The sequence below is a fragment of the Novosphingobium sp. 63-713 genome (assembly GCF_001898925.1).
Classification (GTDB): domain Bacteria; phylum Pseudomonadota; class Alphaproteobacteria; order Sphingomonadales; family Sphingomonadaceae; genus Novosphingobium.
Genome location: NZ_MKVS01000026.1, coordinates 46,067 through 61,127, shown reverse-complemented (window position 1 = coordinate 61,127; position 15,061 = coordinate 46,067). Strand labels below are relative to the sequence as shown.

The window sequence follows — 15,061 nt, the reverse complement described above, 5'->3', positions numbered from 1 at the left end:
TTCCTTGGCCCCCTATTCTTTGGGAGCCGTCGGGTCGGCAATCTCGGGCCTTGGCACGGCAAAGATGCCCGCATGGCCCGCCCTTGATCCCAGATCCTCGCTGGACGTCAGGCTGATCAGCCATGGCGAAAGCAGCAGGCCCAGCGCCAAAGGCGAAAGCCACAGCCCAAGGCTGGTGCTGTAGAAAAAGGTCGCGGCAAACAGCGCGCCCAGCAACAGATGTTCGCGCAAAGACCCCAGCAGCCCCCGCACCGGCAGCCGCCGCGCCTCGCGCGCCTGCGTGTTCCAGCCCGAGGGCACACCCATCAGCAACGCCCCCAGCGCCTTGGTCTGGGTCACCATCGTCACCGGCGCCAGCAGGATCGAAAGCACCGTCTCCAGCGCCACCGAGCGCACAATGCTGCCGCCTCCGCCAAAAGTCCGCGCCCGCGCCGGATCCGCCAACAGCCAGAGCATACCCATCACTTTAGGCCCGAACAGCAGCACCAGCGTCAGCCACAGCACATTGAGCGGCATCCCCCCCGCCGCCTGCCATTGCCCCGCAGCGCCCATGCGCAGGATCGAGGTGATGACCAGCAGCAGCCAGCCCGGCGAGGTGAGATAGGCCGAAGCCCCCAACAGCAGATGCAGCCGATGCGTCAGGCTCAGCCCCGAAGCGCCCAGCAATTGCAGATGCTGCAGATTGCCCTGCATCCAGCGCCGGTCGCGGATAGCGAAATCGACGATGCTGGGCGGGAATTCCTCATAACTGCCGCCGATCATGATCATGTGGACCGCCCAGCCGCGACGGCGCAGCAGGGCCGATTCAAACATGTCATGGCTCTGGATCGGCCCGCCAAAGGGCGGATTGCCGGGCAATTGCGGCAATCCGCAGGCCTCAGCAAAGGCACGGGTGCGCACGATCGCATTATGGCCCCAGAAATTGGCCTCCGACCCCGACCACCACAGCAGCCCCGCCGAGGCAATCGGGCCATAGGCCTCGCTGGCAAACTGCATCCAGCGCTGAAACAGGGTGCGCGCATTGGTGATCATCGGCACGGTCTGCAACAGGCCGACCGAGGGGCGCTCCTCCATGATCGCCGCCATGCCGACAATCGCATGGCCGCTCATCAGACTGTCGGCGTCCAGCACCAGCATATTCTCATAAGCCCCCCCAAAGCGGCGGACCCATTCGGCAATATTGCCCGGCTTGCGCTCGGTATTTTCGGCACGGCGGCGATAGAACAGGCGGATCGGCAGGCGGGGCGCCAGTCTGGCCCATGCCTCCTCCTCCAGCGCGCCATGATCAGGGCGCGAATCGCTCAATACGAAGAAGTCGATCCACGGACCGCCTCCCGATGCGGCAATCGAATGACCCATCGCCTCGACACGGGCAAAGACTTCCTCGACGCTTTCATTATAGACCGGCATCAGCACCGCTGTGCGATGGCGCAGCGCCTTGGCAGGGCTGGGAATTTCGGTGAAGCCGGGATGTTCGCCGCTGATCAGCTGTACAAAACCGATCGTCGAGGTGACAAAGCCGAAGGCCACCCAGCTGAACAAGGGCATAAAGCAGATCAGCAGCGCCACCTCGAACCAGTCCAGCCCGTCGAGCGAGAATTGCACCCGCAGTTCGCTCGACGCCGCCAGACTGAGCACCGCCGTCAGCAGCACCAGCAACAACCGCTTCATCCCCATGCCATGCGGACGGGTCAGCACCTCGATCCGCGCGGGCGGATTGCCGAACAGATCCTGCACCGGCATGGCCAACGGGGCCTCGGGCGGCAGTTGGGGCAGATGCGCGGCGCCCTTAGGGGGTGTCATGGCCGCACCGTCTTGATGACTGTCTCGCTCAAAGCCCCGCCCGCCCGGCGCAGGAACAGGCGGAACTCATTCTGTTTCAGCCCTTCGACCCGGACATCCATCACCACGCGCCACAGGCCGCTTTGCCCCTCCACCGGAAAGACATTGGCCATGATCATCGCCGCGCCCAGATCGGTCACCGCCTCAACCTTGCTGTCCCGCGTCAGGCCGCGCAGCGCCGGGCCGGAAAAGTCGAAGACATAGCGCGTGGCCCCGGCAATCGGATCGGCGCCCGGCACCCCGCCCGGGCCAATGAAGTGATTGACGCAGACCGCATTGGCATCGCCCGCCAGATCGCCCTGTCCCCAACGCAGCCGATAGGCGAAATCGCGGCGGTCCCCGGCGCGCACGGGCCGGTCGGACACCCACATTGCCGCCATATTATCAACATTTTCCGAGATCGTGTTCATCTCGTACAGCATCACCGCGCCCGGCCCCCAATCGCCTTCCGGCGATACCCAGAGCGAGGGGCGGCGGTTGTAGAAATTGAGGTCATCCTGATAATGGTCAAAGGTGGTGTCACGCTGGATCATGCCAAAGCCCTTCACCCCATCGGCGCGCAGCATATGGACGCGCGGCCCCGGCGGATTGTCCAGCGGGCGCCAGATCCGCTCGCCCGTGCCGGTGTGGATGGCAAGGCCGTCGCTGTCATGCACCTCAGGCCGCCAGTCGCCATGGGCGGGGCGGGCGGACTGGTCGAAATCGAACATGCTGGTGATGGGCGCCACGCCCAGCCGCGCAATGTCGCGCCGGACAAACAGCGCCGTACGCACCCCATGCTCCACCCCCGCAGCCGTGCGCGTGATGTCAAACGCATAGGCGCCGCACAGCGAAGGTCCGTCGACCAGCGCATGGATCAACAGATGATCCGCCCCCTTCTGTTCGATCCAGAAATCGGTGAAGGCGGGAAATTCCTCAGGCCCCGGCATGGCGGTGTTCACCGCAATCGCGCGGGCCGACAGGCCATATTGCCCGGTCGGCCCCACCGCGCGGAAATAGGACGCGCCAAGGCTGGCCAGCCAGTCGCCCCCGCCATGGGCTTCCATCACGCGGAAACCGGCAACATCGGCCGATTGTCCGCCGCCGAACAGGCCATGGGTGTCCAAGATCGCGCGCGCCATGCCATTTTCCACGACATGGATGTTCACCGCATCGGGCGCCGTATCCACCTTGGCCGGAAACAGGCGCAACCGGCCCGCCACCATCTCGGCGGGATCATAGCTCAGCCGCACATGGGTGTCGAAATCGGGCACGGCATGGGCGGCGATCTGGCGGGCATAGGGGCGGCGGGCGCGCATCTGCGCCTGCGCCACCAGATCATCCCACGAAAAGCGCCGGGCGGGGCCGAAACGCCCCGGTATGGCCGCCTCGCCCAGAGCGCGCCCGGCAAAAGCCATCAGCAAGGCGCCCAATCCGCTTTTCGTCACATTCCTTCGGGTCAATCGGGAAATCATCATGGTCCTTTGTGGTCGCGCCGCCAACCGATGATCACCTGATCGCCCGGCTGCAACGCGCTCGACAAGACTTCGCTGCGGTGACCATCATTGGCCCCCAGCGCAACGGCGACGAAACGCGGGGCGCCATCGCTGTCTGCCACATAAACGCCGCTCTGGCGGCTGCGTTCCTCGCCATGCAGGCTGAAAGTCAACGCGGCATTGGGAACCAGCAGGACATTCTCGCGCTCGGCCAGATCGATTTGCGCCAGCGCCTCAAGGCCGGGCAGCAACCCCTCGCCCGCTTTTTCCGGCGGCGGCAACGCGAATACCGCCTCGCGCCCGCCATGGGGCAGACGGTCAATGCGGACCAATGTGGCCTTGCGCTCAACGTCGCTTTTGCCATCGACCAGCACCCGCGCCCCGGCCTTGGCCGCCATGCGCCCGGCATCGCTTTCGGTGATCGGCACGGATATGCTCAGCTTTTCGGGATTGGCCGCGATGGTGCAAAGCGGTTGCCCGGCATGGACCCATTGCCCCGGCCCCACCGAACAGCTCACCAGATAGCCCGCGAAAGGCGCCCGCGCGATCGCATTGGCCATGGATGCCTGATCCATCTCGATCTGCCGCTCGCCCTGCGCAATGGCGTCCTGCGCGCGGGACAGGTCGATCTGCGCGCGTGAAACGTCGGCGCGCGCACCCTCCATCTCGTTGAGCGAAGGCACCCGCCCGCCCGATTTGCGCCACACGCCCTCATAGCGATCCAGCCACGTCTGATGCTCGCGCAGGGTGATCTGGGCGCGCTGTGCGGCCTCCTTGGCGCTCTCCAGCGCGGCCTGATTGCTCTCCAGACTGCGCGCCAGCGCCTGCGTGTCGAGCACCACCAGTTCCTGCCCCGCCGCCACGCGCATTCCGCCCGGCGAGGCAAGGCTGACCACCACACCATCCTGCGCGGCGGCAATCGTCACTTCGCCCTCGCCATGCAATGTGCCGCGCAGCGAGAGTGTGGGCGTCAGATCGCCGCGCTCAACGGGGGCCGAGAAATAGGGCGAATCCGTCCCCACAAGAAAGCGCGTGAACAACCAGAGCGCCGCAAACCCGGCCAACACCACCAGCAGCAGCACGGTCAACCCGCGCCGCCGCCGGGGCGTCTGCGCGCCCAACAGGCTGTCGGTCGGCGATAATTCAGCCACAATGCGCCTCCTCGGCCAGGGCCTTTTCGCTCCATTGGCGGATGGTGGCAAGGGCGGCGGTGTGATTGGCCATGATCTGCGCCTCACGCGCGGCCAAGGCATTGGCCTCGGCCACATAGAGCGTGGCGAAACTGGCCGCCCCGCCGCGATAGGCGATGCGGGCATTGGTCAAGGCCGCCTCGGCCTGCGCCAGCAAAAGATTAGGAGGTGCCGGATTGCCGATCGGCATGGCCGAGGTCTTGTCCAGCCTTGCGCGCAGAGCCGCGCCGTCCTGTCCGGTCAGACGCGCCAGATCAGCCAGCGCGCGCTCCAGCCCGGCGCGGGCGGCCTCCTCGTCGCTGGCATTCAGGCCCACCATCACGCCTGCCATATCCTCGTCCAGCGCGGGCACCAGACCGGCCTCGCGGCGGAAACGAGCGATTTCGGCATTGTCGGCCCATGGCGCCAGCATCGCATGGCGCGCGGCCAGACGGTCGGCCCAAGCACGCAGCCGCAGATAGGCCCCGGCCACCGCCTCGGCCTTTTGCAGGCGCTGCACCATACGCTCATGCTCCTGGGCGCGGCGTTTTTCGGCGCTTTGGTGATGCAGCACGGCCCGGATGCCGCCGCCGATGCCCCGCTGCGGCGCGTCACAAACCGGCGGCAGGGCGCTCAACGCCTGGGCCACCATTTCATCCAGCAGCGCATCGCCCGATTGATGCCACCAATCCCCCGCCGCCGATGGCTCAGCCTGGGCCGGGGCCTGCGTATGAAGCCCCGCCTGCGGCGTACAGGCCGCGCAGGCGAGGAGGAGCGCCGGAACCAGCCCTTGGAAACGGGTCCGTTCGTGAAGAAACATGAACTTGTGCACCTTCGCTGCTTAGCAGAAGCGGGGATGGACCGTAGGGAAAGCCCGCTCCATCCATCGCGCGTAGGCAACGCTTTAGCGGTCAACCTGTGGCAAATCCTTGGTTTGCAATGGGGCAAGCGGGGGCTTGATCTTCATCCTGATTGGAACATAATAAGAACATATGAGAATCATAAACGCCCCCTCTCCCTTGCCCGATGCGCCGCCCATCCGCCGGTGGAGCAGCGGCATGGAGGCCATGGACGCCGCGCTGGGCGGCGGGCTGGCCCATGGCTGCCTGCATGAAATCTATGCGGCCGAGGTGGGCGATGGGGCGGCGGCGGCGGGTTTCACACTGGCCGCCGCGATGGGGATGTGCGGAGGCGGCATGGACGGGGCGCGGCCCCTGCTCTGGCTGCGTTCGCGCCGGGCGGTGGGCGCGCTGGGTGTGTTTCAGGGTGCGGGCTGGGCCGAGCTGGGCGGCGCGCCCGATGGCGGGCTGGTCGGCGTGGTGGGCGATACGATGGGGCTGCTGCGCGCTGCGGTCGATGGCTTGCGCTGTGCAGCGCTGGGGGCGGTGGTGGTGGAAAGCTGGGGGACGATGCGCGAGCTGGATCTGACGGCAAGCCGCCGGTTCGCGCTGGCGGCGGAGCAGTCGGGCGTGCCCTTGCTGCTGCTGCGCGTGGATGCCGCCCCATCGCCCAGCGCCGCGCGTACGCGCTGGCAGGTAAGCGCCGCGCCCTCCTGCGCCCTGCCACAGGCCGGGCCGGGCGATGCGCCGGGCGCGCCCTGTTTCGATGTGACCTTGTTGCGCCAGCGTTCCGGCCCCTCGGGCCAGAGCTGGCGGCTGGAGTGGGACCGTGAAAAATGCCAATTCCGTGACGGGCAATTCCGTGAAGCGCTATCTGGCGCTGTGGTTCCCGTTCCTCTCGACAGACCGGCTGGTGATCGAGCAGGAAAACGGCACGCTGCATGACGCGCCTTTGGCCATGGTGGCCAAGGTGCGCGGGGCCTTGCGGCTGGGCGCGGTGAATGGCGCCGCGCGGGATCGGGGCATGGCGGTGGGCATGGCGCTGGCCGATGCGCGGGCGGTTTTGCCCGATCTGATCGTGGCCGAAATGGATGAGCAGGCCGATGCGCATTGGCTGATGCGTCTGGCGCGGCGCTGCGGCGCGTGGTCGCCCCATGTGATGGTCACGCCGCCCGATGGGCTGGTGATGGAAAGCACCGGGGTCGATCATCTGTTCGGCGGCGAGGCCGGTCTGGCCGCGCAGGTCGAGGATGCGATGGCCGATATCGGCATGACCACGCGGGTCGCCATGGCCGCCACATCCGAGGCGGCGCAGGCTCTGGTTCGTTATGGGGTGCATAATGGCCAGGGGCCGGTGGATGATGAAGGCGGCGCCATCCGCGCCCTGCCGATTGCCGCGCTGGGGCTGGAGGATGAGGCGGCTCTGGCGCTGTCGCGCGCGGGGCTGAAAACGGTAGGCGATGTGGCGGGGCGCTCGATGGCCGCCATCGCCGCGCGTTTCGGAGGCGAAGCCGTAACCGCCCTGCGCCGCCTGCTGGGCGAGGAACAGGCGCCGATTGCGCCCATCATCCGCCCCCGCCCGCTGCGTTTCGAGCGGCGTTTTCCCGAGCCCATCGGCCTGCAATCCTCCATCGCGGCCTGTTTCCTCGACCTGATGCATCAGGCCGCGGGCGAGATGGCGCAGCGCGATCTGGGCGGACGGCGCTTTGCCCTCACCCTGTTTCGCAGCGATGGGGCGCGGCATCGGCTGATGATCGAAACCGGCCTGCCCACGCGCGATCCGGCGCTGGTACTGCGCCTGTTCGATGAACGGATCGCGGCGCTGGCCGATCCGCTCGACCCCGGCTTTGGCTATGACCGGATCACGCTGCTGGTGCCGCTGGCCGAACCGCTGTTGGCCAGCCAGAGCGCGCTGGATGGCGAGGAGAAGCAGGAAGCCGCGCTGGCCGAATTGATCGACCGGCTGAGCACGAGGCTGGGGCCGGATGCGCTGCGCCGCCTTGTGCCGCAGGACAGCCATATGCCGGAACAGGCGCAATATGCCGTAGCCGCGATCCATCACGCGCCGATCCCATGGCCCGCCCCCGCGCAGGGAGAGCCGCCCTTGCGCCCCCTGTTCCTGTTCGATCCGCCGCAACAGGTTGATGTCATTGCCGAAGTGCCCGACGGCCCGCCCCATCGTTTCCGCTGGCGGGGTACGCTTTATGAGGTGAGCCGGTTTGAAGGGCCCGAGCGCATCGCCGCGCAATGGTGGCGGCGCAAAGAGGGCGAGATCCCCGGCATGGGCGGATTGACCCGCGACTATTACCGGGTCGAGGATCGGCACGGGCGGCGCTACTGGATTTTCCGCCATGGCTTGTATGAGGAAAAGCCCGATCCGCATTGGTATATGCATGGGCTTTTCGCATGAGCGCGCCTGCTTTTGCCGAGTTGATCGCGGCCAGCAATTACAGCTTTCTGCGCGGAGCCTCGCATCCGGCCGAAATGGTGGCGCGGGCCGTCAAACTGGAGATGGCCGGACTGGGCATCGCCGACCGCAACAGCGTGGCGGGCGTGGTGCGCGCGCATAAGGCGTGGAAGGATCTGGGGCGCGAGAGTTGCGGGCTGAAACTGGTGGTGGGCGCGCGGCTGGTCTTTGCCGATGAAACGCCCGACATCATTGCCTATCCGGCCACGCGCCATGGCTGGGGGCGGCTGACGCGGCTGCTGACTTTGGGCAATCGGCGGGCGGAAAAGGGCGATTGCATCCTGCGCCTGCCCGATCTGCTCGATCATGCCGAAGACCTGCTGCTGATCGCGACAGGTCAGGATCGCGGCGTGCTCGAACGCTTGCAGGAGGCGCGGCCCGGCGCGGTCTGGCTGGCCGCGCATATGCTGCGCGGCGGGGCCGATGCGCGGCGACTGGCGGCGGCGCAGGCTTTGTCGGCGGCCACCGGCGTGCCCCTGCTGGCCAGCAATGATGCGCTTTACGACAGTCCGCAGGCGCGGCCTCTGCACGATATCCTCACCTGTATCCGCGAGGGCGTGACGATCCAGAGCGCCGGCCGCCGCCTTGCCATCAATGCCGAGCGCCATCTGAAAAGCCCCGCCGAAATGGCGCGTCTGTTCCGCGCCTGTCCGGTGGCGGTGGAGGCGAGCATGGACCTGCTCTCACGCGTGCAGTTCAGGCTGGATGAGCTGCACTATGAATATCCGCATGAGCCGGTGCCCGATGGGTGGCAGCCGCAGGGTTGGCTGGAACATCTGGTGATGCGGGGCATCAAAAACCACTTCGCCAATGGCCTGCCCAAGAAGTATTTCACTGTATTACAGGAGGAATTTAGCCTCATCCGATCACGCAACTACGCGCCCTATTTCCTGACCGTGCATGATATCGTGCATCACGCGCGCAGCCTCGATCCCCCCATCCTGTGTCAGGGGCGCGGCAGCGCGGCCAATTCGCTGGTCTGCTATTTTCTGGGCATCACGCCGATTGATCCGGTGCGCGAAAAACTGCTTTTCTCGCGCTTTCTGTCCGAAGCGCGCAACGAACCGCCCGATATTGACGTCGATTTCGAGCATGAGCGCCGCGAGGAGGTCATGCAATATATCTATGCCCGCTATGGCCGGGATCGCGCCGGGATCGCCGCCACCGTCATCCATTACCGCCCGCGCAGCACGATCCGAGAGGTGGGCAAGGCGCTGGGCATGAGCGAGGATGTGACCGCGCGCCTGTCCTCGACGATCTGGGGCAGTTGGGGCGGCGATGTGCCGCAGGCGCGCGTCGAGCAAGCGGGCTTTGATCCGGCCAATCCAGTGATCGCGCGAATGAAGAATCTGGTCGATCAATTGCTGGAGTTTCCGCGCCATCTTTCGCAGCATGTCGGCGGCTTCGTGCTGTCGCAGGGGCGGCTGGACGAGATGGTGCCGATCCACAATGCCGCGATGCCCGACCGCACCTTCATCGAATGGGACAAGGACGATATTGAAGAGCTGGGCCTGATGAAGGTCGATGTGCTGGCGCTGGGGATGCTGACCTGTATCCGCAAGAGCTTCGACCTGCTGCGCCAGCATGGGCTGGGCGATTTCAGCTTGCGCAATGTGCCGCTGGAAGACCCAGGCGTGTACCAAATGCTGTCAAAAGGCGACAGTATCGGCACGTTTCAGGTCGAAAGCCGGGCGCAGATCGCGATGTTGCCGCGCATGAGGCCGCGTAAACTCTACGATCTGGTGATTCAGGTGGCGATCGTGCGGCCCGGTCCCATCCAAGGGGGCATGGTCCATCCCTATCTGCGCCGCCGCACGGGGGAGGAAAAAGCGACCCTGCCCAGCCCCGGTCCGGGATATCCTCAAAAGGAACTGGAGGAGGTGTTGGCCAAAACAGAGGGGGTCCCCCTGTTTCAGGAACAGGCCATGAAGCTGGCCATCGTGGCGGCTGCCTTCACCCCGGCCGAAGCCGACGGATTGCGCCGCGCCATGGCCGCCTTTCGCCACAAGGGCACGGTGGACCGTTATAAGGAAAGACTGGTGGGCGGCATGATGGCGCGCGGTTATGACCCTGAATTTGCCGAAAGATGCTTCAAACAGATCGAAGGCTTCGGCGACTATGGCTTTCCCGAAAGCCATGCGCAGGCTTTTGCCTGGCTGGCCTATGTGTCCTCATGGCTGAAATGTTGGCATCCGGCGGCCTTCACCTGCGCGCTGCTCAACAGCCAGCCGATGGGCTTTTACGCCCCCGCGCAACTGATCCGCGATGCGCTGGAGCATGCCGTGGTGGTGCGCCGCATTGATGTGAGCCACAGCGCATGGGACTGCACGCTGGAGGAAGGCGGGCTTGTGCTGCGGCTGGGTTTTTCGCGGCTGGACGGGTTTCGCCGCGAATGGGCCGATGCGATTGCCGATGGGCGCGATCATGGCCCTTATCAATCGGTGGAGGATATGGCCCTGCGCGCCGCCCTGCCGCCTGCGGCCTTGCGCAAACTGGCCGATGCCGATGCGCTGAAATCTCTTGGCCATTCGCGGCGCAGCGGTTTGTGGGAAGTGCGCCGCAAGCCGCCCGCCCAATTGCCGCTTTTTGCCCATGCCGGGGCGCCCGAACTGGGGCGGGAAACCGATACCCCCCTGCCCAAAATGCCCAAACAAGAGGAGATCGTGGCCGATTATCAGACCTTGCGCTATTCGCTCAAAGGCCATCCGATGCAGTTCCTGCGCGATGCTTTCAAACAGGAGGGCGTGTCGCCTTGCTCGCACACGCTGGATCGGGCCGATGGGCGCAAGATCCGCGTGGCGGGCGTGGTGCTGACCCGCCAGCGGCCCGGCAAGGGCAATGCCGTTTTCATCACCATCGAGGATGAAACCGGCATTGCCAACGGGCTGCTCTGGGCGCGCGATCTGGAAAAACAGCGCAGCGCGGTGATGGCCGCGCGGCTGATGCTGATCGAGGGGGTGATCCAGCGCAGCAAGGAGGGCGTTGTGCATGTGATGATCGACCGGGTGATCGACCGCACCGCAATGCTGGCCGGGCTGTCGGGAATGACCGGGGGTGAAACGCACCGGCCATCGGCGCACCGCCATCCGCGCAATGTCCGCATCCTGCCGAAATCACGCGATTTTCATTGAGGCGACAAAAGCCTCGCCGGCCGCGCTCAAACGCCGCGCGCGATGGGTCAGCATGGCAAAGCGGCGCGGGGCAAAGGGCCAGTCGAGCCGCACCACGCGCCCCGCCGCCACGCGCGAGGCCGCCGCATATTCCGACACCGCCGTGATCAGATCGCCCGCCTCCAAGGCTTCGAGCACCGCGCCATTGGCGGGCAGTTCGAGCCGAATGTCGAGATCGCCCCAATCCAGCCCCGCCTGCGCCAGGGCCAGCCCCAGATGCGCGCGCGTGCCCGACCCCTGTTCGCGCAGCACCCAGACCGCCGCGCGCAGGGCATCGCGGTCCAGCGCCCGCCCGGCCAGCGGATGATCAATCCGCGCATAGAGGCCCAGCCGGTCCTCGCCCACCGGCTGCACCCGGAGCAGATCCGCACCCGCCTCGCCCTCGACAAAGGCCAGATCGGCCTCGCCCGCTAGCACGGCCTCGGCGCTTTCCTGCGTGTTGCCAAGGGCAAGGTCGAGCGTGATGCCCGGATGGCGCGCGGCAAACCGGGCCATGCGCGCGGGCAGCCAATAGGTCGCTACGGTCTGGCTGGCCGCGATACGCAGGGTGCCCCGCCGCAATCCGGCCAGATCGTCGAGCGCCTGCGCCGCCTCTCGCGCCCGCGCCAGCACCCCGCGCGCCTCGGGCAGAAAGGCTCGCCCCGCCTCGGACAATTCGATCGAGCGCCCCACCCGGTCGAACAGCCGCAGCCCGTGCCGCCCCTCCAGCGCAGCAATCGCCGCGCTGACCGAGGGCTGGGTCAGGTTCAGTTCCTGCGCCGCGCGCGTCATGTTCAGGCTTTGCGCGACGGCGACAAAGATGCGGAGTTGTTCGAGAGTCATTTGATAGATTTACTCTATCATAAATACAGATTCAATTGATTGGATCATTGAATGGCGCGGGCGCAAAAGCCGCCCATGCCAATACGCTCTCTCCTCCCCGGCCTTGCCTTTGCCTCGGCCATCGCCCTTGCCGCTTTCGCTCTTGAACAGGTTCAGCTTGCGCTGCTGGGCCGGGTATGGCTCGATGCGCTGGTGCTGGCGATCCTGCTGGGCGCCTGCGCGCGCAGCCTCAGGCCGGTGCCCGATGCCTGCACGCGGGGCATCACCTTTGCCGCCAAGCCGGTGATGGAATGGGCCGTAGCCTTGATGGGCGCCACGGTCAGCCTTGGCGCGCTGGCGGGGATGGGGCCGGTGCTGGTGGGGGCGATTGTCGCGCTGATCGCGCTGACCATCGCGCTGGGATATGCGCTTGGCCGCTGGCTGGGGCTGAGCGGGCGGATGGCGCTGCTGGTGGCCTGCGGCAATGCGATTTGCGGCAACTCGGCCATCGCCGCTGTTGCCCCCACCATTGATGCCGATGGCGATGATGTAGCCGCCTCCATCGGCTTTACCGCAGTGCTGGGCATTGCGGTGGTGCTGATCGTGCCTGTGCTGGCGGGGGCCTTGCATCTCGATGCGGTGCGCGGGGGGATGCTGGCGGGGCTGACGGTCTATGCCGTGCCGCAGGTGCTGGCCGCCGCCCATCCGCTGGGGCCGATTGCGGTGCAGGTGGGCGCGCTGGTCAAGCTGGTGCGCGTGCTGATGCTGGGGCCGGTGGTCGCGGTGCTCTCGCTGGTCCATCGCGGCGGGGGCGGACGCGGCGTGGCCAAGGGGCGCTTCTTCCCGCTGTTTATCCTTGGCTTTCTGGCGCTGGCCGTCGCGCATACGGCCGGAATGATCCCGCCCGCGCTGTGCGATGCCGCCCATCATGCCAGCCTGTTGCTGACCGTGCTGGCCATGGCGGGGCTTGGCCTCAGCGTCGATCTGGCGCTGGTGGCCCGCGCCGGGCTGCGGGTCAGCGCCAGCGCAATTCTGTGCCTGATGGTGCTGTTTGCCATGGCGGTGCTGATCGTGCGCGTGCTGGCGTAAATTGCATTTCACTTGCCCCTCCCCGCGCCGAGGCACTAGGGAGCAGGCATGACCCAGATCATGGTGGTGGAAGACGATGCCGAAGTGGCGCAGGTGATCGCCGATCGCCTGCGGGCGCAGGGCTATGACGTGCTGCACGCCACCACCGGGCGCGAGGCGCTGGCCCATACCCATGCCGCCCGTTTCGATGCAATCACGCTGGACCGGATGCTGCCTGATATGGACGGGATGGCACTGGTCGCGCGGCTGCGCGCCGAAGGGGTGACCACGCCGGTGCTGATGATTTCCTCGCTGGGCGATGTCGATCAACGCATCGCTGGCCTGCGGGCGGGCGGCGATGATTACATGGTCAAACCCTTTGCTCCCGACGAAGTGGCGATGCGGGTCGAGGTCCTGCTGCGGCGCGGACGCGACTATCCGGCCGAAGGGCGGATCACGGTCGGCCCGCTGGAAATGGATCTTATCAAGCGCAAGGTCTGGCTGCATGGCGAGCCGGTGGCCCTGCTGCAAAAGGAGTTCCGCCTGCTCGAACTTCTCGCCCGCCATCCGGGCCAGATCCTGAGCCGCCAGATGATCTTTGAACAGGTCTGGGGCTATTTCTTCGATCCGGCGGACAATCTCATCAATGTCCATATCGGCAAATTGCGGCGCAAGCTGGAAAAGCCGGGCCATGCCCCCATCATCGAAACGGTGAAGGGCGAAGGCTATCGGCTGGTGGTGGGCTGATCTTGCCGGCCACGCGCCCTTCCCTGCGGCGCCCGTCGCTGCGCCATCCCTCGCTTCGCTGGTCGGAATTGCGGCGCACGTCCACCTTTCGGCTGATGCTGGCGCTGGGGGCGGTGTTTCTGGCGGCGGTGGCCCTGCTGCTGGGCGTGACCTATCGCTTGACCCAGCGCGAGCTGATCAGCCGTTCGGATCTCATCCTCGCCTCGGAAACCGCGCGGCTTGGCAGCGGGGCCGCCGACGAACGCGCGGGTCGGGTGCAGGCCGCGATTGCCGCCAGCACATCGGGCCTCAACTATTTCGCACTGATCGACGCGCAGGGCCGCGAGATCGCGGGCAATCTGCATTGGCAAGGCCCCCCGCCCGCCGAAACCATGAAGGAATGGCGCGCCGGAACGCTGGCCCCCAGCCCGCTGCTGACCATGACCACGCGGCTGCCCGACGGGCAAAGCCTGATCGTGGCGCGCGACATTACGCCTGCGGTGGAATTTCGCGCCCGCATCCTTGCGCTCTCGCTGACAACCGGGGCTGTCGTGGTGCTCTCGGCGGTGGTGGCGGCGGTCGCGCTGGGGCTGGGGCCGCTGCGCCGCATCGGGCAATTGCGCGCGGATGCCAAACGCATCGCGGCGGGCGAGTTTGCGCACCGGATGCCGGTATCGACGCGCGGTGACGAACTCGATCTGGTGGCCACCACGATGAACGGCATGGTCGAGGAAATCGAGCGGCTGATGGAGCAGGTGAAGGGCGCGACCGATGCCATCGCTCATGACCTGCGCAGCCCGCTGGCCCGATTGCGGATGCGTCTGGCCATGATCCAGCCAAGGCCCGAAGGGGTCGATCAGGCGGTCGAGGATATTGATGCGCTGCTGGCCCGTTTCGACGCGCTGTTGCGCATTGCCGAGCTGGAAGCGGCCAATCGGCGCGCCGGTTTCGGCCCGCTCGACCCGATGATGCTGATGACCAGCGCGGCCGAACTCTACGAACCGCTGGCCGAGGAGCGCGAGATCGAAATCGCGCTGAGCGGCAGTTATGGCCATCAGATCATCGGCGATGAAGCGCTGCTGGTCGAGGCGGTCGGCAATCTGCTGGACAATGCCATCAAGTTCACGCCCCATGGCGGCAGGATCCGCCTGTGCCTGATCCGGCGGGGCGAAGAACTGGCGATCGAACTGGCCGACAACGGGCCGGGCATTGCGCGATCCGAACGCGATGCGGTGCTGCGCCGTTTCTATCGCGGCGCGGCCAGTCGGCAAACGCCCGGCTCCGGGCTGGGCCTCAATCTGGTGGCCGCGATTGTCCATCTCCACGGCTTCGGGCTGGAACTGGACGATGCCGGGCCGGGTCTGATCGTGCGGATCCGCGCGCCCGAATATCGCGCCGCCGGGGCCTGAACGCCGGCCTGCGCACCCTTGCGTGCAACCTAAAATCCAATTCATTTGAATCCTGACCCGCGCGGTACGAAACGCATGATCGCAACCGGCGCATC

Annotated in this window: 11 protein-coding genes; 6 read left to right on the top strand and 5 right to left on the bottom strand. The window is 66.4% G+C overall.

The window, feature by feature from the left end; genetic code table 11:
* Positions 1-12: 12 nt before the first annotated feature.
* The 4 genes from mdoH to BGP00_RS10910 are packed head-to-tail and all read right to left on the bottom strand — an operon-like array spanning position 13 to position 5,306.
* A complete protein-coding gene (mdoH, locus tag BGP00_RS10925; protein WP_292689292.1) occupies positions 13-1,803 on the bottom strand; it encodes a glucans biosynthesis glucosyltransferase MdoH in 1,791 nt (596 codons plus the stop codon).
* On the bottom strand, positions 1,800-3,269 hold the full coding sequence (locus BGP00_RS10920) for a glucan biosynthesis protein (RefSeq protein WP_292689291.1): 1,470 nt from the start codon (positions 3,267-3,269) through the stop codon (positions 1,800-1,802). Before BGP00_RS10920 ends, mdoH begins: the two co-directional genes overlap by 4 nt.
* A 26-nt stretch (positions 3,270-3,295) precedes the next feature.
* Positions 3,296-4,468, bottom strand: a complete 1,173-nt coding sequence (locus BGP00_RS10915) for an efflux RND transporter periplasmic adaptor subunit (protein ID WP_292689290.1) — start codon at positions 4,466-4,468, stop codon at positions 3,296-3,298.
* On the bottom strand, positions 4,461-5,306 hold the full coding sequence (locus BGP00_RS10910) for a hypothetical protein (RefSeq protein ID WP_292689289.1): 846 nt from the start codon (positions 5,304-5,306) through the stop codon (positions 4,461-4,463). The genes BGP00_RS10915 and BGP00_RS10910 overlap by 8 nt, the downstream gene beginning before the upstream one ends.
* Before the next feature lie 172 nt (positions 5,307-5,478).
* Here BGP00_RS10910 and BGP00_RS10905 point away from each other — a divergent pair, with 172 nt between their 5' ends.
* The 3 genes from BGP00_RS10905 to BGP00_RS10895 are packed head-to-tail and all read left to right on the top strand — an operon-like array spanning position 5,479 to position 10,923.
* Entirely contained in the window at positions 5,479-6,270 is a 792-nt protein-coding gene (locus BGP00_RS10905) for a hypothetical protein (protein ID WP_292689288.1), read from the top strand.
* Complete coding sequence (locus BGP00_RS10900) at positions 6,155-7,735, top strand: DNA polymerase Y family protein (RefSeq protein WP_310013187.1); 1,581 nt, start codon at positions 6,155-6,157, stop codon at positions 7,733-7,735. The genes BGP00_RS10905 and BGP00_RS10900 overlap by 116 nt, the downstream gene beginning before the upstream one ends.
* The gene (locus BGP00_RS10895) at positions 7,732-10,923 is read left to right on the top strand and encodes an error-prone DNA polymerase (RefSeq protein ID WP_292689287.1); all 3,192 of its coding nucleotides are present in this window, start codon (positions 7,732-7,734) and stop codon (positions 10,921-10,923) included. The genes BGP00_RS10900 and BGP00_RS10895 overlap by 4 nt, the downstream gene beginning before the upstream one ends.
* Here BGP00_RS10895 and BGP00_RS10890 read toward each other — a convergent pair.
* Positions 10,906-11,784 carry a LysR substrate-binding domain-containing protein gene (locus tag BGP00_RS10890; protein ID WP_292689286.1) on the bottom strand — a complete coding sequence of 293 codons (879 nt, stop codon included), beginning with the start codon at positions 11,782-11,784 and terminating at the stop codon, positions 10,906-10,908. The two genes, BGP00_RS10895 and BGP00_RS10890, sit on opposite strands and share 18 nt — an antisense overlap.
* Positions 11,785-11,859: 75 nt before the next feature.
* Here BGP00_RS10890 and BGP00_RS10885 point away from each other — a divergent pair, with 75 nt between their 5' ends.
* The 3 genes from BGP00_RS10885 to BGP00_RS10875 are packed head-to-tail and all read left to right on the top strand — an operon-like array spanning position 11,860 to position 14,966.
* Positions 11,860-12,852 carry a putative sulfate exporter family transporter gene (locus BGP00_RS10885; protein ID WP_292689285.1) on the top strand — a complete coding sequence of 331 codons (993 nt, stop codon included), beginning with the start codon at positions 11,860-11,862 and terminating at the stop codon, positions 12,850-12,852.
* 48 nt (positions 12,853-12,900) lie between these two features.
* Positions 12,901-13,578, top strand: coding sequence for a response regulator transcription factor (locus tag BGP00_RS10880; RefSeq protein WP_168602482.1), 678 nt, complete (start codon positions 12,901-12,903; stop codon positions 13,576-13,578).
* Between the two features lie 2 nt (positions 13,579-13,580).
* Positions 13,581-14,966, top strand: coding sequence for a HAMP domain-containing sensor histidine kinase (locus BGP00_RS10875; RefSeq protein WP_292689284.1), 1,386 nt, complete (start codon positions 13,581-13,583; stop codon positions 14,964-14,966).
* Positions 14,967-15,061: the final 95 nt, after the last annotated feature.